Origin of the sequence: Runella sp. CRIBMP (genome assembly GCF_009905605.1) — a bacterium.
Classification (GTDB): Bacteria; Bacteroidota; Bacteroidia; order Cytophagales; family Spirosomataceae; genus Runella.
Window position 1 is genome coordinate 31,523 of the sequence record NZ_JAAAKZ010000022.1, and the last position, 21,409, is coordinate 52,931.

The following is a 21,409-nucleotide window of genomic DNA, read 5'->3' on the forward strand; positions in this document are numbered from 1 at the left end:
TGCTTTAATGAATTTGTACATAACTGAATTACAAAGAGATATTGACTCCAACTTGTACACCCAATGGCTGCGGAGGGGTTCCCAAATCAATTCCCTGCTGGTTTTGGTCACTACTCGCGCTCGACTCTGGGTCAAGCCCCGTGTATTTGGTCAATAAAAAAAGGTTGGTTCCTGCCACATACACCCGTAGGGATTCCGCACCGATTTTCCGGGTCACGGCCTTGGGAAGGGTGTAACCGATATTGAGCGAGCGCAGGCGCAGGAAAGAGCCGTCTTCCAACCAGCGGCTGCCACCATCGCGATAGTTGTTGACGTTGACACCGTCGGGTCGAGGCGTATCGGTGATGTCGCCAGGTTTTTGCCAGCGGTCGTTGTTGCTCGCCAGAATCACCCGGGCAGCATCGCGGGCACCACCACCTTCACCGAAGAAGCGGTTGTGGTTATATATTTCGTTGCCGTATTGGAAAGAGAAAAAGAAATTGACGTCAAAGCCTTTGTAAGACAGGTTGTTGGTCAGTCCACCGAAGAGTTTGGGCCAAATACTACCCACAATCTGACGGTCGGCTACCGTAATTTGTCCGTCTTTGTTGACATCATCATAGATCACATTACCCGTTTCCGGATTAACGCCCAGTTCTTTGTACACCCAAAACGAATACATCGGTGTGCCTTCCTGAAGCAGGATCAGATCACGACTTCCGTAGCGCAGCGGGTTGGGGAGTTTCTCAATGTTGTTGACATTTTGCGCTATGTTTAGACTGGTGGTCCAGTTGAAATAGCCTTTGCGTACATTGACGGTATTGAGCACAAATTCAAAGCCTTTGTTACTGATCTCGGCGGCGTTTGACCAGTAGCCGCTGAAACCAGTGGCGGCGGGCAATGCCAATTGTAACAGGCCGTTGGAAGTGTATTTGTTGTAATAATTCAGTTCAAACGATACGCGAGAATTCAGTATGGATGCATCCAGCCCAACGTTAAACTGACGGGTGCGTTCCCATTGCAGGTCTGAGTTGCCGAGTTGTTGCGGAGCAATACCTGCACTTCCCTGATACGAGGCTCCGCCCGTCCAAAGGCCCTGAGAGGCAAAATTCCCGATGCCGTTTTGGTTTCCAGTGATACCGACACTGCTTCTGATCTTGAGGTCGTTCAGCCATTGGACATCCCGCAGAAAGGATTCCTGTTTGGCGCGCCAGGCCAGACCGACCGACGGGAAGTAGCCCCATTGGCGGTTGTTGCCGAAACGGGACGAACCGTCGGCGCGCAGGCTGAAATCGATCAGGTATTTGCTCGCAAAACTGTAATCCACTTTTCCGAAAAATGACGCCAGATTGCTCTTGGTCCAGCTTTGAGAGCCGGCCGTGGTGGCGGCGGATGATATCTGCGTAAACTGATTATTGGCAAAACCTCTTCCTTCGGCGTAGGTGCGGGTTTGCAGGTCGCTTTGCAGGGTGTTTCCGATCAATACCCCAAACGAGTGCTGCGTGCCGATTTTCTTCCGGTAGGTCAGCGTTTGCTCATTCAGCCAAGTCGTAAACTGCGTGATGGACGAGGTTGCCAATCCGTTGGGGCTTCCCGAAATCAGCAGATTGTTCCAGTATTCTGATTCGTTGTAATTGTTATAATCAATCCCCCAACTGCTTCTGAATTTAAGATTAGGCAACAGTTCGGCATCGGCGTAGAGGTTTCCGATGTAGCGCAGACTGGTAGAATTGACGTTATAATTATCTAATAAAAGTGTCAGGTTATCAAAGCCAGCACGGCCAACCAACACACCCTGCTCATTGACGGGAGATAAATACGTAGGGGTGTGCAGAGCAGCTTGCAACAATCCCCCCGCAGGGCCGTCGCCAGCGCGGGCCTGATTGCGGTAGGTGCGGGTAAAGCTGTTGCTCACACCCACCTGAATTTTATCGTTGACCTTCTGGTCTAAATTGACCTTGAAGCTGGCGCGTTGGAATTTGATGGGTTTGATGATCGCTTCCTGGTTGTTGAACCCGCCACCGATGTAGTATTTGGTGGTTTTAGTTCCTCCTGCGAGAGATAAATCATAGTTTGAAAGGCTGGATGTGCGGAATAGTTCGCCTAAGCGGTCGTAGGTCTGCTGCTCTTCTGACAGTCCGCGGCCACCTTCGGAGACAGGCCGAAAGGGGCGGTTGACAAAGGTCCGGTTCAACGAAGGCGTATCTTTGCCCGTGTTGATCCACCATTCATTGACCAGCTGCGCGTGCTCGGGCCCCGTGGTCAGCTCCCAGAGTTTGGTGGCTTTGGCCTGTCCGTAGGAAGCATTGAAACTAACCTTTGGTTTTTGCTCAAAACTGCCCCGCTTGGTAGTAATCAAAATGACCCCGTTGGCTCCGCGTGAGCCATAAAGCGCGGTCGCTTCAGCATCTTTAAGGACTTCAATACTTTCAATATCGTTGGGATTCAGGTCGGCAATAGGGGACGTGGCTTTTCCGCCAGTACCGATGGTTTGCAGACTGTTGTTGTTGATAAAAACGCCGTCTACGACGTACAGCGGGTCATTGTCGGCGTTGATGGAAGTAGCGCCCCTTACCCTGATATTAATTGCTTCGCCAGGCACTCCCGTATTGGAGGAGATTTGAACGCCCGAGACTTTACCTTGTAATTGTGCATCAAAACTGCCCGCCTGAATGGTTTTAGTGTCGCTTGGGTCAATCTTGGCAATTGAACCAATCAGGTTTTTACGTTCGAGGGAGCCATAACCGACGACAACGACTTCCGAAAGCTGTTTAGAATCAGGATTTAGGGCAATTTCGACGGTATTAGACTCAACGATTGTTTCTTTTGGTTCATATCCGATGAAGCTTACTACGAGTATGAAAGGAAGTTTTTGGCCCGTTTTTAGGAAAAACTGCCCTTCTACGTCTGTAGTCCCGCCGTTGGTGGTTCCTTTGATGAGGACTGCGGCCCCAATGAGTGGCTCTCTTGTTTTAGCATCAATGATTTTACCCGTTAGGGTCGCGTTGATGACTGGGTTATTTTGCGATTGGGATAGGATGGGAAACCAAATAACTAAACCCCACAGGAGTAGTTTTTTTTTCATTTCTTTGTATTGGTTAAATTAAATAATTGGGTGAGATAACCGCCGAAAACGATTATCTGAGTCATTTGCCAATGAGCCCCTTTGTCTGTTTACCTCGGCCGGTCCAGTTGCCGCTGGATCGGCTTTAGTTGATTGTTTTTATATTTAATTCTATAGAAAATATATAGTAAATTGGCGCATAACGGAGCAACTGGACACGTATTAGACAACCACCGTCGGCAACGGCCAGTCGCCCACGTTATGCGCCAAGGAAATTTATTTAATCAGGACGGGAGCTTGAATAGTTGCAGGTTGGCCTGCTGGTTTCAATCGATGTCTCCTTTTAAGAGCCATACCACCCTATTCGTCTGACCATTGGTCGACGGATTTGAATCAAGAGTATTAACTTTCATATACCTATGTTTATCAATAATTAGATGAAAGTATTTACCTCATTCTGTCTTTGTGCAGGTGGTTTACAAGAAGACAGGTAGCAGTTGGTATTTCTTTAAATTACAAAAACTATAACTTCGGTTGGATAAGTATTGTTTGATGGTGCAATGTTAGAAATCCATTTCGAGAATACCAAGTAAAAAATTTAATTTTTTCAATAATATAACCCCTAAAACATATCTGTTTATAGGATATATTCAAGAGTAAATGAGGAGAGTTTTTTGTGTAAAAAGCCCTTAAAATAACTATATGTTTAATTTTTTATGGCTATTGTACCAAATTTTATCCCGTTGTCCAGAAAGTACATAAATACACAACAGTGCATATCAGGCATTACGGCATAAAGTCCTATTAGTCAGTAGACTAATAAAAAGTGGCAATTGTAATTGCCTCGGTAGGTAACTCAATGAATGTACATTGTTACGAAAGTGTACTTTCGATATTCATTTGATGTCATTGGAGCAAAAAACAATGAGCAAACTAATCAAAAGAGAAGACAGTAAGGATAAGCATAGATTTGCCTAATGCCTTCATCAGGAGTGGATGTTCAAAAATAAACTGGAAATTGACCCTGCGGAGGGTTAATTTCCAGTTTGGGCAGCGCATTTTTATTTGGTTAATTTAAGGGCCGCGTCAAGTCGTTGGGCTGCATTGTCCCAGTTCATGTAGTTGAACAACTCATCCACAAAGTCGGCACGCTTATTTTTGTATTTGAGGTAATAAGCATGTTCCCATACATCCACCACCATGAGTGGCACTATGCCCCATACGGTGAGTTTTTCGTGGTTTTCAACCTCCAAAATCATCAAGCGGTTGCTGGCAGGATGGTAGCCCAATAGCCCCCAACCGTTGCCGTCCACGTTTTTGGAGTGGTGCGACAAGTGCACTTTCATCCTATCGAAACTACCGAAATCTTTTTCAATGCGCTTCATCAAATCGCCCGTGGGATCGTTTTTTTTGTTGGTGATGTTGGTCCAGAAAATCGTGTGCAGCACGTGGCTCGACAGGTGGAGCGAGAGTTTTTTTGTCCAGTAATCCACGCCTTCAAAATTACCTGATTCCAAGGCCGATTTTATCAGGCCCGTGGCTTTGTTGGCCGTAGTAACCGCCCCTCAGTGGTGCGCCGTGTAGTGCAATTTCAGCACATCGGCGGGCATAAAAGGCTCTAAAAACGTGTCTGAATAAGGTAACGCCCCCAACACAAACTTCCCTGTTTCGTCGGTAAGCTTGTCGCCACCTTCGGCAAGATTCGCACTGAAAACATCGTTGCCTTTCAAGAGGCTTGCGCCCGTCAGCAGGGCGGTATTGGCAAGGAATTGATTACGATTCATGGTCTCAGTGCTTGTTTAATTGTTTTCAAAAAATCTAAGTTTTGGAAGAAAAACACCCGTATAGAATGTATATATTTGAATTTGCTGCCCGCTGCAAATTGCTGATAAACATTCATATAGCCTAATTGCACATGGGCATGACTGTTGAAATTATAGTCCAAACCCACAAAAAGGCGGTTTTGCTCGAATACGTCATAGACATTCGTCCACTGCATGGTACGCACTTTGCCGTATTTGTTGTGCAACTGTATTTGGTGCCAAATACGGTGTTCGGGCATCGAAACGTTGGCGTGACCCTCCTCGGGAAAGTGATTGATGAAGGCGTAGCCGTTTGTAAACTTCAGATCATCTTTGAAACAATACATCAAACCCAGGCGAATGATGCCTTTTGAGGGTTCTTTGATGAAGTGATCGGTGGTACGAAAATGGAAATCACCCCAAAGTCCCCATTTGTCCGAAAGGCGGGTTTGATTGAAGTACCTTGCCCAAACTTGCTGTTCATCAGTGGGAAGTTTGGGCAAAAACAGCACTTGTCAATAAGCAAAAAAGGTACGATTTTTTTTCATTGATCAATAATTATGAATGATATGGGTTTGATCCTATAATTTTAGTAAATATCCGACTGCCGCCGCGGCAATGATGATGTACGGCTCTTTTATTTTTTTGACGTAAATCAAGGCTAACATTGCCGCCACGGCGATGAGTGCCGTTGGGATGTCAATGATGCTTTGCCTGGCAATGACCAACACCGCTCCCACCAATGCGCCCACCACTGCCGCCGTGATGCCATCCACAAACGCTTTGATAGATTTATTTTTAGCGATTTTCTGAAAATACGGAGCGGGTAAAATCGTAAAGAGATAGCAGGGTAAAAAGGTAGCCAAAGCCGCTACGCACGCCCCCCAGAAACCATTGACCAAATACCCAATAAAAGCGACAGTAATGACAACGGGTCCAGGTGTAATCATCGCTACCGCCACGGCGTCCAGAAACTGTTGCTCGTTGAGCCAGCCGTATTCCTCCACGACCCCAGCGTGTAAAAAGGGTACAATCGCCAAGCCGCTTCCGAATACGAAAGCTCCCGCTTTGGCAAAGAAAAGGGCAATTTTCCACAGCGTCGTCGATTCATATTGCCAAAAATCTATTTGTAAGAATACCAATCCTTGGGCTGCGTTTGAAGGTATTTTGGGCGGATTTTTGACAAACATGTACAACAAACCTGCCGCTACAAAAAGCAATACCTGTTCTTGTTTGGTAATAAACGTAACCGTACAAGCCCCTAAAAAAAACGACCAAAGTAGCCAATTGGTTTTCAAGGAGATAAGCGTAAATTTTCCAATAGATTTTGGGGTGAGTTTGTACGAACTTAGGGCAATAATTCCGATAGCCGCTGCCCCAATGCCGTAAAAAACCGACTGCATCCACGGTAGCCCGCCGAATTGCTGGTAGGCAATGCCCAGCAAAAGCACCATCATAAATGAAGGAAGTACAAAAGCAGTCCCAACGAGCGTGGCCCCCAAGACTCCATAATGCACATAGCCCAGATAAATGCTCAATTGTGCCGCCAAGGGCCCAGGAGCAAGTTGCGCCAACGCCAATCCGTTTTTATATTCTTCTTCTGAAATCCACTGACGATGTTCCACCAAATCTTTGTGCATGTAGCCTACCAACGCCACAGGTCCGCCAAAACCTGCATAGCCGAGTTTTAGAAAGTAAAACGTTAAGTCTTTCAGTGAATACTGTACTGTCATCGTTCTATGTAATTTTCGGGTAAAGTTTTACTAAACCGATTTCCCAAAATAGAACAAAACTTACCTTTTGTATATTCTTTACTTTTTTTTGGTTTTTCGATAAGAAGAGGCGTTCTCACCCATTGTTTTTTTGAAAATTCGGGTAAAGTGGCTTTGATCCGAGAAGCCAGTTAAGTACGCAATTTCCGTCAGGGTGTGGTCAGAGTTCTCTAACAGATCAAGGGCTTTTTCGATGCGGAGTTTGCGGATGTATTCACCATAGCTGACGTTTTCAAAATACTTGGAAAACTCCCTAGACAAATAAGCGGGATTGATGTCCAGTTCTTTGGAAATATCTTTGAGCGACAACTGCGTATCAATCTGGTCCTGAATTATGTTTTTAAGCGTAATCGCCCACGCCGGTTTGCGTCTGGAAGGGCTTTCCGCAAATGCTTTTTTTACAATATTGACCAACAAATCTTCAAAAGGAGTCTGCAAATGTTTGATTCCATGTAAGTGAGTTGCCCAACTGTACAGGGCATCATAGAGTATCATTCCCTGTTCCAACAGTGCGTAGTCGTCCGTAAAGTTGTACGCAAGTCCTGCAGAAATTGCCCACAAACCCGCCGCTTCTGCCGCCAATTCGTGGCGGTCCGTATCGGCTCCCCTTACCACCGCCGCCATGATATGCACGGCAGTATCCTGAATGACGTATTTTTCAATGAGGCAATCGAAGGTACATTTATCGCCGTAGTGAGTCAGCTCGACGTTCGGTACATCAAATGGAATGGCGTTAAGTGCTTTAGCTTGGGAAAGGACTTCATCGAAAGGTACAAAGATAAATTCGGCCGCAGGATCAATGAATTTTCGGATGAGCCATGGGCAGGCGATGCGGTCAATTTTGGGGCGTGCACGGGTAATCCATTTCATAGATTCACAAAGAAGATACTACCTAAAAAAAGAAACGGCATGGAATATTTTCACTAACATTACTATTTGATTCAAACGCTGAAACAAATGGCATCTCACAAAATTATTGATTTATTGGGCGACAAAGCCGATTTTCTTTTAAATCACGAATCAAAAACGATTCCAAAAGAGCAGCTTTACCTCCCCAATCCGCACTTCATTGACCAAGTTTGGCTTCATTCAGACCGCAACATCAACGTACTGCGTAATTTGCAAACAATTTACGCTCACGGACGATTAGCAAATACAGGCTATGTTTCTATTCTGCCCGTTGACCAAGGTGTGGAGCACAGTGCGGGGGCATCGTTTGCCCCAAATCCACTTTATTTTGATCCCGAGAATATCGTCAAATTGGCGATTGAGGGGGGCTGTAATGCCGTAGCAAGTACGTATGGTGTATTGGGGTCGGTGGCCCGAAAATATGCTCACAAGATTCCGTTTATCGTAAAAATCAACCATAATGAGTTTCTGACTTACCCCAACAAATTTGACGAAATCATGTTTGCTGGCATCAAATCCTGTTGGAATATGGGCGCGGTGGCCATAGGGGCCACGATTTATTTTGGAAGCGAAGAATCAGGCAGGCAGATACAGGAAGTAAGCAGGGCGTTTGAGATGGCCCATGAATTGGGCATGGCAACGATCCTGTGGTGCTATCTTCGGAATCCTGCTTTCAAAAAAGCAGATAAAGACTACCACCTCTCCGCCGATTTGACAGGGCAGGCCAACCATTTGGGCGTAACCATCCAAGCCGACATCATCAAACAAAAACTCCCCGAAAACAACGGCGGTTATTTGGCCTTGAACACCAAAGAATCGGCCTATGGCAAAAATGACCCTCGCATTTATAACCAACTCACAACCGAACACCCCATTGATCTGTGCCGCTACCAAGTAGCCAACTGCTACATGGGGCGAGCGGGTTTGATCAGTTCGGGGGGAGCATCAGGGCAAAATGATTTTGCGGAAGCCGTCGAAACCGCCATAATCAATAAACGAGCTGGGGGCACAGGGCTCATCAGCGGTCGGAAAGCGTTCCAACGCTCGATGGGAGAAGGAGTAGAACTATTGAACTTAATTCAGGAGGTGTATTTGGACAAATCAATTACAGTGGCTTAGTTGACCATAACGAATATAAACCTAAACTAAACACAATTGAAAAACTTTCACTATTCGCCCTTGCCAGGATTGGCCTCGTCGTACTTTCATCGCATGATATGTACCTCAAGATGAAATCATTTTAAGTAACACCCAACCAAAACACCGTTTGTTTACATCTATAACGGCACTTTCAGTAAAAGCGAGAAAGTCACTGCACGCGACCGCATGATTGACGTGAGCCTGCTCAACAATGGTAAAAAGATCCATCCTGCTGAATCAAGCTGGACCGAAGAAAATAGCCAAACGGTGCTGCGCTATAATACGGGGCAGATGGGCGATAAACTGACCAGCGATTACAAAGCGGCGTTGGGCTATCCTGTAGAGTTTGTGCCGTTAAGTAACCCTTATTCAGCCAAAGCAGGCGGTGAACTTTCGTTGAGACTCCTCAAAAAGAGCAAACTCCTTGCCAATGAGTTGGGCAGCTACTTGGGTCGTTCCTGAAACCTTACCCCTATTATATTGGGGTAAGTTTCCTTCAATTCACGAATAGTTTCAAACATGTGTTTTCATTAAGCAAGTCAGGAGAAAGTTAGTAATGATAAGTTTTAATCTCTGGATTTACCAAGGTTGTTACAATATTTTTGTCAGTTAAAGCCTTGATTTAGAGTAATGAAAACAAGCCTACTATTTTCCAGAAAGTATTTTTTGTACCTCTGGCAGGATGCGTGAATCTCCCCTTTTGATAATCTTTAAATTTCGGTCAAGTAAAAAATACGTTGGATAAAATGTAATATTGAATGCTTGCGCTAACGTTTCATGGCCTTGGCGCAGTTCTTCGATTTGATCCCAATGAATTTCTTTCTTAGCGATTATATCGCGCATTGCTTGACTGGGGATGGTATTTTCACCCGCAATGCCGACAATTTTAAGTCTTGATTCATCAAAATTACTGTAGAGTGACTTTAATTCGGGTATAGCTTTCAGACAGGGACCGCACCAGCTTCCCCAAAAATCCAACAAAATATACTCAGATTTTATCGTTGACAGGTTTAACTCAGTATTCAGGATAGTTTTCTTTTTGAAGGACTTAATTCTAACCCCTTCACCAAAGCTTTCTGTTTTTGTCATTTCATCCGTTATCTCTTTCATCAAAGGATGATTTGCCCAATTAGAGGAGTATCGTTCAAGTTGCTGCTTGAGTGTTTGTCTTGGCCAAGCATTCCACCTACCCGCCAATAGATAGAAATTGATGAAGCTGGTTTGTCCCGAAAAAATAAGACTGTCCAAAGCTTTATTAAAAACGCGAACTAACGCATCCGTTTTTAATCTTTGCACCTCTGCCCCTATGGTATCTCCGGCCTGAATACGCTTATTTGCCTCAATAGTATTCTGCATCAGTTGGGATCGTAAAGGGTTAATTTGAAGGGCCTCAAACGTTACCCATTGGTTGGTCAAAGCACTGTTAGCGCTCACCAGATTCCCCGTTGTGTCAAGGATTACTTTCATTTCATTGTCCCAAATGAAGGTAATTTGAGATTGCTGTTTACCACTAACTTTTAGGTTAAAAAAGCTTACAGGATGCTTTTTTCGTTCAATAACTACATTGGATTGAGGCTTGACAATAAAAGAATCAATAACCTGAAAATCTTTATATCTTGACATTACTTCAAGATAGGCAGTTAGGGGATAGGGAGTTTGATTCAAAAAAGTCAGTTTTTGTCCCTGCCCATATAAGGCGACTAAAGAAAAGCATAACAAGTATAGATAGGTTTTCATAACTGTAGGTAAGTAGTATTTAGCGAAGAATAATAAATGCCAAAATACTGATTTGAAAGGTATTACCTAAAAAATATGTTAAAAAGTTATCAAGCGGCCATTCTTATGTCTCAGTCCCTGGTTGACAGTACTACCTCTAAGCAACGCCTGAATTCCTGTCCTTTTTTGCTGCATCGTGGCCTTTTTTCTTCGTAGCGTGAATTAACACTCGCACGGCCATGAACCAAACACCACATAAATGGCGTAGATTATATCATTCCCTTATATTTCCGTCAATAGTTTGTCCCAATTTCGATGTCTTTTTTGTAACTGTTTAGGTACTCTTTTTAATTAAAAAGTACAATTTTTAGTCAACGCAAACCTTATAAACTCAAAAAATGCAGTGTTTTTCTCAAAGGTCGCAAGTCCAGTAGGATACGCCCCGAACTACGTGGAAAGTTTCACGTCTTAATCAATTCGGTTTAACATGAAAATACGCTTCAACCGCCTGACTGTCTTTCCAATTGATGCGGGCGTTCTGCAGGTTCGTGGCAAAGGTATTGGTAGGGGCAATCAAAATAACTTTCACATCACCTCGGTAGTTCAGCAGTGACTGGTTGCCATTACGTGGGCTGGTCAGGATGGCCCGAATACGGACCTTATCGGCCAGGGTTTGTGCCGTGGATTCGATTACGCTGACGGGCTCGGTCGGGTCAACACCGAGTATAATATAACGAACCGAACTCAGCGTCCAACTATTGATTTCATCGCGCAAATAAACCAGCACAACGCCCTGGTCAGCGATTTCGGCGTACTTCTCAGGCGTTAGTGACAGATACCCAGTTGTCGTGTAAGTCTTTGTTATACTGTTGTATTCGGGAGTACAGCAGACGCTAAAGCGCTGATTTTTATAGATATAGCTCCAAGCGTTGACAGTGCCTGGTTCCCCCTTGGGTCCCTGCGTGCCGGGGTCACCTTTGGGGCCTTGTGCTCCGTCTTCACCTTTAGGGCCTTGTGGGCCAGGCGTCTGATTCGTCTGACAGGAGGCCAAACTCAGCAGCAGGCCGAACAGAATAAATGAGGTGGAGAAAATATTCTTAAAAAAGGTTGTCATTTTATGAAATTTTGTCAGTTGATTTAAGGAAAATGAATTGGTTGATGCAAAATTGGGCCGATAGCTGCCTGCGATAAAGATGCCGCTGCCTGAATTGCCTGATTGGCTGCATCAACTGTTAAAAAAGTGTGGTAATCCGTGCTTGGCGTACTGCTCATTTTTAGCTCATTAGGCTATGATGCCTGCTAATGAAATCCCTCCTGCTTTTTTTCAAAAGGATAAAGTGCTAATCAATCCAGCAGGCATTGATTTAACCGACTGCCTTCTTCACAATGGGGTGTATGCGCTCTCTGCTCAAAAATCGCAATCTGTAAGTTGTTGAAACTAAACTGGTCTTTGCTTGCTCCCACAAGAAGGACATTCCGGTTTAGTAATCGTAGCGTCCAAGCGCCAGAAGTACAGGCTGCGTTAGTTTATCTAAACCTAGGAAAATGTCAATATCTCGAAAAAGTACCCACTATACATAGTCAATCATCGTCATATTGGTGGTAACTCCTTCCCAAAGCGGAGTTGCATCAACGGTCGTAATTATACCAGCCTAGGGGACTGTACAAAAACATAAACTGATGAAACGAGCTTCGGGCTAGGCAGCGTTCAATGCGGGTAGTGCAGTCAAACTCGGTTGTAAAGCTGCTTTTCGCTCCGGCGTAGCATCTTGCTCAAAAAAATCAAATTGAGCCTGATTGGTGCGGTTACTGAAGTCAGGACTTACCTCTATCAGAAGCAGATGGGATACATACTGAGGGTAGCGCTTGGAATACTCAAGAGTCAAAAAAGCATGTCTGGAGTGACCCGCCAGTGTAAACTACTTAATACCCAGTGTTTGTCTAACGGGCTCCATATTCTCAATCAGGACGTCCATGCTGATGGCGCCCGTATTGGGCTGGGGGCTGGTTGCCTGAGCAAAGCTACGATGGTCGATAAAGAGGAGTTGAAGTTGTTGGCGAATATCTCCCATAAATGTCCGTGGATAATAGGCGGCGCTTCCAATAACAACCATTGGCGGCCCTTCACCGTCAATCGTGTAACGTAAGAGAAAACGTTCACTGGAAATGGTTCCCTGAGGAGTCATGATATGGATGATCTTAGCGAGCACTCAAAATAAATCAAGATGCTTTATGGATGAACTGGAAATGGCCTTGCTTTCCGTGTTACCCAGGATAGGGTCAGAGCAATGATGAAGAAAAGGGTCTCCATGATCAGCCATTGCCGACCAAACGCTCCCAGAGGTCCTTCCACAAACAAAGTTATGACTCGTGAGAGCGCGTAAAATCCCCACAGTAAACTTAGAAAGAGCAGCCCTTTCTGCACATCCTGTACCATCAGGTAAAGCAAGCTGATGAATAATGTGAGCCCCACACCACCGTAAACGCCCCGAATAGAGCTGAAGGCATCGGTGTTGGTGAGTTTTACCTGAACTAGACTCATCACTGATTGCGGATTGGAAAAAGCCATGAGGCTAACGGACAATAAGGCTATTGCTGATACAAGAATAAACCCCTGAGCAATTCGTTTAAAAATCGTTTGTGTTTGCATGGTCTTAGTGGACGATTATGATGCAAATTTAAGCGTCCTTTTTCCACCAAATGTTGGTATTTGCCAAGATTTCAGGGCTTAATGGTGTTTATGAACTTACTTATATTTTCCCAACAGCTTTTTTCAAATGGATGTAAAAGGGGGATAAACGGCCTTGATTAAGAAGCCTTTCGCCAAGAAACGGTCGCTAAGATGCTGGCTGGCCACAAGGAACTGTCCGTCTAAAATGGACCACCTCACACATCCCAAAAATAACGGACCAATTAATTTATAAATACTCATAGTTGGAGTTTTTTATAACACAAATTATTATTTTTAGAGAACGGTCTAAGGGCAATTGTACTCCCAAAAAGACTGTAAAGTAGTATTCTTGATAAGTATGGTAAGCTGTGTAGGGCGAGAGCGACTGTCGAATTGGTAAGTCATGGGGCTTTCTTCTGAACCCAATTGGGCTTTGACAGGTAAATTTTTTAAACTTTCCCCTAATATTGGCCCCAAAAGAAATTTGCCTGCCGAGAATGCCGGAAGCTCAATACCCAAAGCGTATTCAGCTATTCGAGAATAATTTTTTTTAGTTAAATCATAGGTGTATTTATAAACATTGACTCTACCCTGATCATCCGTAACTGTATTTTCTACCATATTGCCATCTTTATAAATGCGCTTTGATGAAACATACATCTTGCCATTTACCCGATATTCTACAGTAGACAAATACCCGTCAGCGTTGTAGGTAATTACATGTTGATTACCAAAAATTGGTTCAAAAATGGAAATGATTCGACCCTGACTGTCTTTAGTAATCGTATATTGATATGTTTTAGTTGCGCCTGATGGCGATTTATCCACAATAACTAATTTTGACGCTTCATAAGTATAAGTAGTACTGGTTGACGAATTTACTCGCTCCACAGATGCTATGCGCGTTTGCTCATCAAATTTATAAAGAAACCTTTCTGTGCCCGAAAGCACTGAGGAAGTAGAAAATATTGAGGAAACAAAACAATCTTCAGGTGTAATGTCAGTTTTAGATTTGGAGCAGGCTCCTAAGAGCAGAAAAAATAACAGAATTTTGCGCATATATGATTATCACTTGTTTTCAACATTTTTTCTAATTCTGCCTGCTTTTCTTGGCTTAATATCGGTTCATTAGTATGTCCCATGAGCGCAACTTAATTCTTTAAACTATTCTTGAACAACTACTTAGCGATTATTGGCTTTACTTATCCATTCGCATGATAAACACATCATTAAGGCCGGCTGAAGTAACAGTGGAAGTCCCGATGGAAGAAGTTCCCTGATAATAACCGATTACAAATAAACTCCCATTCTCTTTGGCAGCAATGCCGCTTACATATTCAAAATTCGTCCCCCCCGCCGATTTAACCCATTGAATTATACCATTATTATTATACTTCGCCACAAAAATATCACTTTGCCCAGCAGCCGTTGTAGAGATGGTACCAAAGCTCGCGGTATAAAAATAATAACCCGTCATATAAGCATTACCGCTTCCATCCAATACTATACCTTCTGGTATTTTAGGATTATACCCTGAAGCCGAACGTACCCATTGTAAGATACCACTGCTGTTATATTTAGCAATATAGGCATTGCCTGAAGTAGAATTGAGCGTCGTATCACCAAAAGCAGCCGTTCCCCCATAATTGCCTGCGATATGGGCATTGCCGTTGCCATCCACGGCAAGACAATAGGCATAGTCGGAGCTTGTACCACCGGGCGACTGTACCCAAACCCAAGCATCTGTCACCGGATCATATTTGGTTAAAAATATTTCTGTGTTACCCATAGCGGTTTTAGAAATAGAACCAAAGTTGATCGTACCCGAATAATATCCCGTTATGTATACTTTCCCACTATTATCTAAGCCGATGTCGATCCCAAAATCATCAGACGCACCTCCGGCAGATTTTACCCATTGAAACGTGCCATTACTGTCATATTTGGCCAGAAAGATATCTCTCATCCCTGCAGAGGTCAATGTGGTAATGTTTGGTGTAATATTAAAACTGGCAGTACCCTGGTAATTGCCTGTTACATATACACTACCATTCGCGTCCAGTGCAATTGCCTGACCATAATCCGCCGCCGCCCCTCCGGCAGATCTTACCCATTGAAACACTCCATTGCTGTTGTATTTAGCCAAAAATATATCGCTAATCCCTGAAGAACCTATAATTGCCTGGTTAGGAGTATTTTTGCCAAAAGTTGCCGTGGCCTGAAAAGAGCCAGTCATATACACATTTCCGCTACCGTCTATGGCAACATCGTAACCAAGATCACCAAAAACTCCTCCCGCAGATTGAACCCAAAGTAAGTTGCCGCTGCTGTTGTACTTTGCTAAGAAAATATCACTGAAACCTACAGAAGTTATTGAAGTATTGCCAATGTTAGCGGTGCTGTTAAAATATCCTGTCACATACACATTCCCGCTGCCATCTACGGCAACACCTTGCGGTAAATCATCTTCGGTTCCTCCCGTAACTGCAAATACCTGTGCATTGGGAGAACTGTAATTATCACTGTACGCCTGATAACTGCACAGCCATTTATTAACGGTATACACCCTTAAACATTTGAATGTCAAATCGTAAGCAATATCACCTTCCTGCGGGTTCGGCAAGGCCAAGATATCATCATAACTAAGGCGTGGGTGAGTAACTGCGGGTGTAATGCCGTTGGGAGTAATGGTTACATTTTGGGCATTCAAACCGATAAGCGTTCCTAAAAGGTACGCTAGAAGCAGCATTTTTTTCATAACATAAGGAGAAATATTGTGGCAGTTCCAAATAGAGCTGTAAGTATACTTATTTTACAGTCTCTTGCAAAGCTAAAAGACAGCTTAGTAAAGCAATAACAGTATTGACTTATCAATGCTATATATTAAGGTAATTAATATATTTACAGTAAATCCGCCACGTAGACACGTAGATCTGGCCTTTCCAACATGAGTGAACTGAGATCGAAAGTATCAGTGATAACAAACGCAAAAATGATAAAATTAACATGGCCGTTCTAAGCCTTCAATCAGGGCATTCAGCGATTAAAAGCAGCCGTCTTACTTTACTTACTTTCCTTTTTGATACGCACTGATCTTTACCCCCGAAGTCGCAGATATTTATAAAACGTCATTTTGGTAATACCCACGGTTTTGGCAATTTCATCAACGCCCAATTTTTCCTCTTTGTAATACATTTCGGCCAACATTGCTTTTTTCTGCGCTTCGGCCGAAAGCCCGCTGCTTCGTCCACCTTTTCGCCCCCGGGCACGAGCGGCTTCCAATCCCGCTTTGGTTCGCTCCCGAATCTGGTCCCTCTCCAACTCGGCCAGAATCGCCCCTGCGGCGTAGTGGTATCAATCGAGTCGGTCAGGCTGCGCAGGCCCACTCCGCGTTTCTCAAATTCCGCTACCAGTTCCAATAGATTTTTTAGAGAACGACCTAAACGTTCGAGATTGTAGATACAGACCACATCTCCTTTGCGAAGTTGGGACATCATCTTCTCCAATTCAGGCCAGTCGGCTTTGATGTCTGAAGCTTTTTCCTGAAAGATCATTTCGCAACCCGCTTTAGTGATGTCATCCTAGGGTGATTCTAAATTTTGGTCTTTTGTTGACACTCTGGCGTAACCAATCAGCATTTGTATAGGTTTAATCAATGATTTTAAAAATTAATTATACTTTGATTGCTATACAAGTTTTTATTACTAAATGGGTTGGTTTTGGGTTGATTTTATGAGTTTGGGAGTTAAGGCAAAAAAGTATTATCAAACCCGCGTTTGTTTGTACAGGACAAGACAACACCTCAACAAAACAGCCATATTGAAGCTTATCATTCCATTATGGAAAGTGCTGTTTGTCAGAGTGTTTAATTCAAAGATTTAAATGATATTAAAAAAATTATGAATGATTTTAGAGGTTTTTATACTTTTGAAAGTATACACAGGGGCATCGGTTTTCAAAGTCCCGCTGACTTCTTAAAAACCAAGGGGTTTGATATGAAAGATAACCCCATTTATCAAATCAGTATAACCTAAAATAAGGATAGTCCTGTGTCCAGTTTTTAGCGGTCAGCACACCATTAATTACTAAAACATGAAAAAAATCGTCCTTCAAGAAAAATTACGCGAACTCGTTCCCATGACCGAGCAACAGTATGCTTACGTCTTAAGCCATTTTTCTTGCAGGCAATTAAAGAAAAAGGACTATTTGTATACCCATGGAGAGATATGTAAGTATGTGGTTTATTGCGAAGAAGGATGTTTTCGAAAGTTTTTTCTTGATACAAATGGTAACGAAATAGTGGTTGAATTCAATATTGAAGGCTATTGGGTTGGTGATCTTCACAGCAGAGTCAATAAGGTTCCCACCAAATTCTTCTTTCAGGCCCTGGAGGACAGTACTCTGCAAGTTGCCAGCGTGGCTGACTGGGATAAACTGGCCAGCGAAATCCCTTCGCTGGCAGAAGTGCGTACTAAGGTAGAAAAAAGAAACCATCATGCCGATATTGAACAGTTAATGCTCCAGAAATATAGTACAGCAGAAGAAAAACTCGACTTCCTGATGAAGAAACTTCCCGGAATCACCAACCGCATCGCCGGTAAATACATTGCTTCTTATCTGGGTATCGAACCAGAATCCTACAGCAGATTAAAAAACAAACTTACCAGAAAAACATAACATACATCAATCTTTTCTGGAAGGGTCAGATGGTAGCTTTGCATTATAAACACAACTGATTATGAATGCAATAGCAGAACAAACCTACAATCGGATCGACAATCATCTTTACAACACACAAGGCGATTCCTGGTGGCAGGAAAATGCCGTACTTTACTTTTTAAAAACGGGCTTGAACCCCTGTCGATTCCCTTATTTCCTTAACGCATATAACCAACAGCTAAAAATGAGCGCAGTTGATAAAACAGCCTTGGACATTGGCTGCGGGGGCGGAATATTGGCCGAAGAGTTTGCCGCAGCAGGCTTTAAGGTAACAGGGATTGACCCTTCAGAGGCCTCGCTCGAAACCGCTAAAAATCACGCCAACTATTCCGGGTTGGACATTGAATACCAAACAGGCACAGGTGAAAACCTTTCCTTCCCGGACAACTCATTTGACGTAGTTTATTGCTGTGATGTGCTGGAGCACGTGCGTGATCTGCCTAAGTGTATGTCAGAAATAGCTCGTGTGCTTAAACCTGGGGGAGTATTTTTCTACGACACCATTAACCGGACTTTCCAAAGTAAACTGATTGCGATTAAAATTATGCAGGAGTGGAAATGGACGGCTTTTATGCCCCCTAACCTGCATGTGTATGACATGTTCATCAAACCCAAAGAACTTGATGCATTGATGAAATCCAACGGACTTCAGCCCAAAGATGTGAAAGGGATGAGTCCGGGAGTGAACCCGTTTGAGATAATTTCTCTGTGCCGCCAACGGATAAAAGGGGAAATAACCTATGGAGAAATGGGTCGCAGGATAAGGTTCAGAGAGAGTAATGATTTAAGTATGAGCTACATGGGCTTTGCTATTAAAAACAGCATAAATTGACAAGCTCAAAAACAACACCAGACTGTATTGCTTTATAAGCCAATAACGGCAATTATACTATGCTCATGCAAATGTTGCACTTCTGTTCCAAGTGTTTCATGTTTCAGTGTTTCACAGCCCCAGTCTCTGAAACATTGAAACATGAAACAACGGGCTTTTTGTTTTTATTAGTAACGGCTGATAAAAACTCAACCAATGTATATTACTTTTAAAAACAGGTGTCTGAGCCTGAATAAAAAATAGCTGTACAGGATAGGATGGGGGGTATGTTAACTACAATCATGTTCGGGGGATGCAAATTAGGCAGTTTGGTCCATTACACAGCAACTGGTTCTACAGGCATACATCTTCGTAAAGCCTGCTCAATTACTTGGTCGCACTCTGCCAAGGCATTCTGATAAATCTTATAAAAAGCTAAGGAGGCCTGCAATTCGAAAAGCAGCTCCTGTCTCCACCAGCCGTCAAGCGATTGAGCGATTTTCTCTTTGGATTTTTTCATACGTACGTCAACTAACGAGGCTAAATAATGGGGATCTCGGGTACTGGCCAGAATAGTTTCAATAATAGCAAGGCCCGATTTCCCTGTAATATTTCGGATAGCCACATGCAGTCGAACGTTCATCAACCGAAGCCCTGATTTTTATACTCACGTTCACTAAGGGCAACGTTTACATCCAAATCAAATTTGTCCAGGTAATGATACCCTTTTAGCTTTCGGTCAAAATGAATTTTGGCATTGTAGGTATCGGGCAGATAGCGAAGGTCGTTTTTAAGGTTTTTTTCAGAACACTCACACAATCGCATCAACTCGGCGGTAGGTACGAGACGGGTATTGATTTTTTGGAGCCTTTCAAACTGCGGTTTACTGATTTTTTTCATAATATAAAATTGCGGGTACGTAGATTGCACGCAAGGTAAAGTACTTTGTTTGCATCAAAATTATAAGATTATAAGCCAGGCGAAGACGATTTTCCTTTTTAAAAGTGTAGACATATTTTATAAAAAATAGGTACATTTACCATGAAAAACCAAAATCAAATTTTCGATTTTCATGGAAGTTTTAAGAAATATTACGCCTCTTTTAAACGAATATTTAACCATTTTTCCTGCCGTTGGCATTGTCGGGCCGCGTCAGGTGGGCAAAACTACCCTTGCCAAAAGTCTGGCAAAGCACCAATCGGTTCATTATTTGGATCTGGAGACAGCGGCCGACCGCCAAAAAATGACCGACCCGTCGCTGTATCTGGAGCAATATTTGGATAAACTGGTGATTTTTGACGAGATACAGCAAATGCCCGAGTTGTTTGCCGAACTGCGGGGCCTTATTGACCGAGACCGACGCGCGGGTCGATTTCTGTTATTGGGTTCGGCCTCTCCTGAGTTGGTACGTCGCAGTGCCGATTCGCTGGCGGGAAGAATCGGCTACATTGAGTTGACACCGCTGCTGTTGGGAGAAGTGGACAACAGCGAACCCATGAAACTGTGGAGTCGGGGCGGGTTTCCGTTGGCTTTTCTGACGCCTTCCGACCGCAGCAGTATGATTTGGCGAAAGAATTTTATCCGCACCTACATTGAAAAAGACCTGGCCATGTTGGGGTTAAGTGCGGAAAGTAGGACAATTGAGCGGTTTTGGCGCATGTTGGCGAGTTCGCACGCCAATCTTTGGAACGCCGAAAGTATTGCCCGCTCCATGGGGCTTACGGCTCCGACGGTAAATCGTTATTTGGATTTTATGGAAGGCGCGTTTTTGGTGCGACGATTGATGCCCTATTCGGTCAATATTCAAAAAAGATTGGTAAAATCTCCCAAAATCTATTTGAGAGACAGCGGTATTTTACACGCTTTCAAGGACTTAAATTCAGTGGAGAGCCTCCTGGGAGACCCTCAGGTGGGCGCTTCCTGGGAAGGATTTGTGATTGAACAGATCATTGATGCTCTTTCGGGCGACCTGCAACCGTATTTTTACCGTACCCATCAAGGGACAGAATGTGATTTGGTATTGGAAAAAAATGGACACATTAAAGCCGCTATCGAAATAAAGTTAAGCAGTGCCCCCACCGTTGAAAAAGGGTTTCGTGTGGCCATGGAGGATTTAAAAGCGGAGAAGGTATTTGTGATTGGTCGCGTAAAGGAAAGCTATCCGTTTCAGGAAAATGGGTGGGTTGTTTCATTGGAAACGTTTTTACAGCAGTTTTTGCCACAAATTACATAAACATTAATGCTACCCTTGTCAATTACTACTTTTTGTGTCACCGCAAACTGTGGCTACACGCTCACGCGATCCGTATGGAACACACGTCAGAGATGGTGTACGAAGGCAAGCTCATCGGCGAGGAAAGCTATCCACAACGCGCCGAAAAAAATCAGGAAGTGGAAATTTCCTACGAACTCCCCTCTAATGCCTGGAACCTACTCTCTTAAGCGTACCTCAGTGGAATTGAAATTCCTGCTGAAAGGGCACTGAAAATGATACCACATCCCCATCATGACTCCCTTTCCTGAACGCAAAATCATCACCCCCTAAACACTTAACCATAGACTGCGCCAATGGTGGTGTCTTACGGCTAATGCATAAGAGAGTAGAGTAACTCACTGGCTGACCGATTAAATGACAAAGTCGGGCTAATGGTCGTGCCTCAGTTTGTCAAGATTTATTTAAAGTTGTTGTTCCAAACGGTTAAGGCGCTGGGTGTAAGGCTTAAAAATCGGTTTTCGGTTTGAATCAATTTAGCTATGGCAAAGTGAATTTTTAGCGGTTTTATCCATCGTATTTTTAACTACCCACCCCCGAAAGTAAGCCACAAA

General features: G+C 43.7%; 22 protein-coding genes and 1 pseudogene. 7 read left to right on the forward strand and 16 right to left on the reverse strand.

Annotated features, from left to right (window positions below; translation table 11 throughout):
- Positions 1–28 precede the first annotated feature (28 nt).
- The 6 genes from GVN20_RS26915 to GVN20_RS26935 all read right to left on the reverse strand — a co-directional run bounded on the left by GVN20_RS26915 (position 29) and on the right by GVN20_RS26935 (position 7,487).
- On the reverse strand, positions 29–3,064 hold the full coding sequence (locus tag GVN20_RS26915; RefSeq protein WP_166561320.1) for a TonB-dependent receptor: 3,036 nt from the start codon (positions 3,062–3,064) through the stop codon (positions 29–31).
- 1,040 nt (positions 3,065–4,104) lie between these two features.
- Complete coding sequence (locus tag GVN20_RS29845) at positions 4,105–4,560, reverse strand: superoxide dismutase (protein WP_229599196.1); 456 nt, start codon at positions 4,558–4,560, stop codon at positions 4,105–4,107.
- Positions 4,561–4,608: 48 nt separating this feature from the next.
- The gene (locus GVN20_RS29850) at positions 4,609–4,827 is read right to left on the reverse strand and encodes a hypothetical protein (protein WP_229599197.1); all 219 of its coding nucleotides are present in this window, start codon (positions 4,825–4,827) and stop codon (positions 4,609–4,611) included.
- Positions 4,824–5,348 carry a DUF2490 domain-containing protein gene (locus GVN20_RS26925; protein ID WP_166561321.1) on the reverse strand — a complete coding sequence of 175 codons (525 nt, stop codon included), beginning with the start codon at positions 5,346–5,348 and terminating at the stop codon, positions 4,824–4,826. The genes GVN20_RS29850 and GVN20_RS26925 overlap by 4 nt, the downstream gene beginning before the upstream one ends.
- A 78-nt stretch (positions 5,349–5,426) precedes the next feature.
- On the reverse strand, positions 5,427–6,578 hold the full coding sequence (locus GVN20_RS26930) for a chromate transporter (protein ID WP_166561322.1): 1,152 nt from the start codon (positions 6,576–6,578) through the stop codon (positions 5,427–5,429).
- Positions 6,579–6,656: 78 nt separating this feature from the next.
- Positions 6,657–7,487 carry a chromate resistance protein ChrB domain-containing protein gene (locus tag GVN20_RS26935; RefSeq protein ID WP_166561323.1) on the reverse strand — a complete coding sequence of 277 codons (831 nt, stop codon included), beginning with the start codon at positions 7,485–7,487 and terminating at the stop codon, positions 6,657–6,659.
- An 87-nt stretch (positions 7,488–7,574) separates the two neighbouring features.
- Between GVN20_RS26935 and GVN20_RS26940 the strand changes: the two genes are divergently transcribed.
- A complete protein-coding gene (locus GVN20_RS26940) occupies positions 7,575–8,645 on the forward strand; it encodes a class I fructose-bisphosphate aldolase (RefSeq protein WP_166561324.1) in 1,071 nt (356 codons plus the stop codon).
- A 207-nt stretch (positions 8,646–8,852) separates the two neighbouring features.
- Positions 8,853–9,128, forward strand: coding sequence for a DUF4198 domain-containing protein (locus GVN20_RS26945; protein ID WP_166561325.1), 276 nt, complete (start codon positions 8,853–8,855; stop codon positions 9,126–9,128).
- Between the two features lie 183 nt (positions 9,129–9,311).
- On the opposite strand, the gene GVN20_RS26950 is transcribed toward GVN20_RS26945, so the two are convergent.
- Complete coding sequence (locus GVN20_RS26950; protein WP_166561326.1) at positions 9,312–10,403, reverse strand: TlpA disulfide reductase family protein; 1,092 nt, start codon at positions 10,401–10,403, stop codon at positions 9,312–9,314.
- A gap of 451 nt (positions 10,404–10,854) precedes the next feature.
- A complete protein-coding gene (locus tag GVN20_RS26955; RefSeq protein WP_229599198.1) occupies positions 10,855–11,433 on the reverse strand; it encodes a collagen-like protein in 579 nt (192 codons plus the stop codon).
- 238 nt (positions 11,434–11,671) lie between these two features.
- On the opposite strand from GVN20_RS26955, the gene GVN20_RS26960 reads away from it, so the two are divergent.
- Complete coding sequence (locus GVN20_RS26960; RefSeq protein ID WP_166561328.1) at positions 11,672–11,818, forward strand: hypothetical protein; 147 nt, start codon at positions 11,672–11,674, stop codon at positions 11,816–11,818.
- 261 nt (positions 11,819–12,079) lie between these two features.
- On the opposite strand, the gene GVN20_RS26965 is transcribed toward GVN20_RS26960, so the two are convergent.
- The 6 genes and pseudogenes from GVN20_RS26965 to GVN20_RS26990 form a co-directional block, all read right to left on the reverse strand.
- The gene (locus GVN20_RS26965) at positions 12,080–12,268 is read right to left on the reverse strand and encodes a hypothetical protein (protein WP_166561329.1); all 189 of its coding nucleotides are present in this window, start codon (positions 12,266–12,268) and stop codon (positions 12,080–12,082) included.
- Between the two features lie 33 nt (positions 12,269–12,301).
- The gene (locus GVN20_RS26970; protein ID WP_166561330.1) at positions 12,302–12,568 is read right to left on the reverse strand and encodes a hypothetical protein; all 267 of its coding nucleotides are present in this window, start codon (positions 12,566–12,568) and stop codon (positions 12,302–12,304) included.
- A 44-nt stretch (positions 12,569–12,612) separates the two neighbouring features.
- Positions 12,613–13,032 carry a DUF4345 domain-containing protein gene (locus GVN20_RS26975; RefSeq protein WP_166561331.1) on the reverse strand — a complete coding sequence of 140 codons (420 nt, stop codon included), beginning with the start codon at positions 13,030–13,032 and terminating at the stop codon, positions 12,613–12,615.
- Positions 13,033–13,359: 327 nt separating this feature from the next.
- Positions 13,360–14,112: a hypothetical protein gene (locus GVN20_RS26980; protein WP_166561332.1), complete on the reverse strand. Its 753-nt coding sequence runs from the start codon at positions 14,110–14,112 to the stop codon at positions 13,360–13,362.
- A gap of 139 nt (positions 14,113–14,251) precedes the next feature.
- Positions 14,252–15,802, reverse strand: a complete 1,551-nt coding sequence (locus GVN20_RS26985) for an SBBP repeat-containing protein (RefSeq protein ID WP_166561333.1) — start codon at positions 15,800–15,802, stop codon at positions 14,252–14,254.
- Positions 15,803–16,149: 347 nt separating this feature from the next.
- A pseudogene (locus GVN20_RS26990) lies at positions 16,150–16,607 on the reverse strand (recombinase family protein).
- A gap of 538 nt (positions 16,608–17,145) precedes the next feature.
- Here GVN20_RS26990 and GVN20_RS26995 point away from each other — a divergent pair.
- Positions 17,146–17,730, forward strand: coding sequence for a Crp/Fnr family transcriptional regulator (locus GVN20_RS26995; RefSeq protein ID WP_166561334.1), 585 nt, complete (start codon positions 17,146–17,148; stop codon positions 17,728–17,730).
- A 61-nt stretch (positions 17,731–17,791) separates the two neighbouring features.
- Positions 17,792–18,604 carry a bifunctional 2-polyprenyl-6-hydroxyphenol methylase/3-demethylubiquinol 3-O-methyltransferase UbiG gene (gene ubiG / locus GVN20_RS27000; RefSeq protein ID WP_166561335.1) on the forward strand — a complete coding sequence of 271 codons (813 nt, stop codon included), beginning with the start codon at positions 17,792–17,794 and terminating at the stop codon, positions 18,602–18,604.
- 316 nt (positions 18,605–18,920) lie between these two features.
- On the opposite strand, the gene GVN20_RS27005 is transcribed toward ubiG, so the two are convergent.
- Together GVN20_RS27005 and GVN20_RS27010 are read right to left on the reverse strand one after the other, a co-directional pair.
- Positions 18,921–19,226 (reverse strand): hypothetical protein, encoded by a 306-nt coding sequence (locus GVN20_RS27005; protein ID WP_166561336.1) that lies wholly within the window; start codon positions 19,224–19,226, stop codon positions 18,921–18,923.
- Complete coding sequence (locus tag GVN20_RS27010) at positions 19,226–19,483, reverse strand: hypothetical protein (protein ID WP_166561337.1); 258 nt, start codon at positions 19,481–19,483, stop codon at positions 19,226–19,228. The genes GVN20_RS27005 and GVN20_RS27010 overlap by 1 nt, the downstream gene beginning before the upstream one ends.
- 172 nt (positions 19,484–19,655) lie before the next feature.
- Between GVN20_RS27010 and GVN20_RS27015 the strand changes: the two genes are divergently transcribed.
- Both GVN20_RS27015 and GVN20_RS27020 read left to right on the forward strand, forming a co-directional pair.
- The gene (locus tag GVN20_RS27015; RefSeq protein ID WP_166561338.1) at positions 19,656–20,816 is read left to right on the forward strand and encodes an ATP-binding protein; all 1,161 of its coding nucleotides are present in this window, start codon (positions 19,656–19,658) and stop codon (positions 20,814–20,816) included.
- The gene (locus GVN20_RS27020; RefSeq protein ID WP_310586856.1) at positions 20,762–21,025 is read left to right on the forward strand and encodes a Dna2/Cas4 domain-containing protein; all 264 of its coding nucleotides are present in this window, start codon (positions 20,762–20,764) and stop codon (positions 21,023–21,025) included. The genes GVN20_RS27015 and GVN20_RS27020 overlap by 55 nt, the downstream gene beginning before the upstream one ends.
- The last annotated feature ends 384 nt before the right edge of the window (positions 21,026–21,409 follow it).